The sequence below is a fragment of the Clostridium sp. DSM 8431 genome (genome assembly GCF_900116755.1).
In the GTDB taxonomy this organism is placed as follows: Bacteria; Bacillota; Clostridia; order Clostridiales; family Clostridiaceae; genus Clostridium.
Map to the genome: position 1 here is coordinate 1 of NZ_FPBY01000069.1, position 1,956 is coordinate 1,956.

Consider the following 1,956-nt stretch of genomic DNA (forward strand, 5'->3'; position numbering starts at 1 on the left):
ATTGTAATTATACGAATTCAAATACATCATCTCCTAAAAAATCTTTGTTAAGATGATTTACATATTTTATCACTTTTATTCATAATACAGCCAATACAAAAAATATTTCTTTAGCAGTAGATGAGGTTACAAGTGGAACTACAGAACAAGCTAGTGATTTAGTTAATATTAATAATACTCTTGATGGATTCTCATCAATAATTGAAAAATTCTTAGAGAATGTAGATCATATAAATGTTACAAGTAATGAAATATCTGAAAATGCTAATGCAAGCAATGAAAAGATGGATAATCTTGTGAAGACATTTAAAAATATAGAAGATATTTTTGAAATATTAGTTATGAAGATAAATGCTTTGGGTACAAATATAACAAAAATAAATGATATTACAATTTTAATTGACAGTATTGCAGAGAAAACTAATCTTTTAGCATTAAATGCTGCCATTGAAGCTGCAAGAGCTGGAGAAGGTGGAAAAGGTTTTGCAGTAGTAGCTGAAGAAGTTAGAAAACTTGCAGAAATGAGTATGATGTCTGCTAGAGATATTACAGAAGTAATAGAAGAAGTATCTATAGATACAAAAGGTATAGTATCAGCAAGTGGAGAAGTATCAGGAAATCTTAAAAACTCATTATCTGTAATTGAAGATTCAATTAGTTCTTTTGAAAATATTGTCAATTCAATTGAGGGAGTAGTTCCTAAAATAGCAGAATTAGCAGAAGATTCAATTGATATTGAAAAAGGTAAAAATAATATAGTAAGTATGATAGAAAATGCATCAGCTATAGCAGAAGAAGTGTCAGCCTCTTCTGAAGAAATAAATGCTTCAATTAAAGAAGTTGATAATATGTCTGAAACTGTTGGTAGTTCAGCTGATAATCTTAAAAAGCTTACTGATGAATTAAAGCAATCTATAAATAAATTTAATATTTAAAATAGAGTTATTATAAAAATAAGCTATTAAAAATTGGTGGACATCCCTTAAATAAGGATGTTCACTTTTATTCTCTAAATAAAAAAATACTATATTAGGTATATTTTAAGAGTAAAGATAAGGCTTTCACGAGGTAGTATATTGAAAGGTTCTATTTGGTAATATAAACTAAAATTATAAAAGATTCAGAATATTAGTTTATACAGGGAGTGAAAGTGATGAACAGTAAATTTAAGTTTGCCAGTATTTTATTAGTACCATTTACATTAGCAGCTTTAACTGCATGTGGATCAAGTAGTAGTAAGGATGATGGGAAGAAAGCAGCAGAAGCATATGTGGGAGCATATTTAAATAAAGATGTTAATTATGATGAAGGAGTAGTCTCTAAGGAAGCTATTGAGGAACTTGTTTTAAAAAGAGATTATAAAGCAGTTCAAGAGTACAATATGAATGGTAATAAGGATAAAGAAATATTAGGAGCATATTATGAAGCTTTAAAGAATGTAGAGTATACTGTTAAGTCAGCAAGTGAAAATAAAGATGAAGTAAAAGCTACAGTAAGTATTAAGGGAGTAGATGTAAGTGGTATATCAGAAGATGTTATGACTTATAGAGTAAAAATTAGAAGAGAGCAAAAGCTATCAAAGGAAGAATTAAATTCTAAAGTGGAGGAAAGAGCAGTAGAGGATTTAAAATCTGCGCAATCTAAGGATGAAACAGATGTTGAATTATCCTTTACAAAGGATTCAGATGGTAAGCTTAAATTATCAGATGATTCAATAGGTAGACTTGAAAATACTATTTCATATTTTAATGAAAATTATAGTAATCATACAGGAGATGTTCCTGAAGAATTTAAAGAAATAGAAAAAACAAAATAATTTAAATATAAAGGGCAGATAACTTAAACTCAAGTTATCTGCCTATTTTGTGCGCCCAGCATGGGCGTGCACTCAATGTCGTCAACTTAGCAATAAGAGACTTAAAAAAGAAACCTTAGATTAAATTTTTTTCAATAGCT

2 protein-coding genes are annotated in these 1,956 nt (G+C 28.4%); both read left to right on the forward strand.

Translation table 11 applies throughout. The features are described 5' to 3' along the window. Positions 1 to 251 precede the first annotated feature (251 nt). Positions 252 to 935, forward strand: a complete 684-nt coding sequence (locus BM384_RS08635) for a methyl-accepting chemotaxis protein (RefSeq protein WP_278280906.1) — start codon at positions 252 to 254, stop codon at positions 933 to 935. 218 nt (positions 936 to 1,153) lie between these two features. Beyond that, positions 1,154 to 1,816 (forward strand): hypothetical protein, encoded by a 663-nt coding sequence (locus BM384_RS08640; RefSeq protein ID WP_090012896.1) that lies wholly within the window; start codon positions 1,154 to 1,156, stop codon positions 1,814 to 1,816. Positions 1,817 to 1,956: the final 140 nt, after the last annotated feature.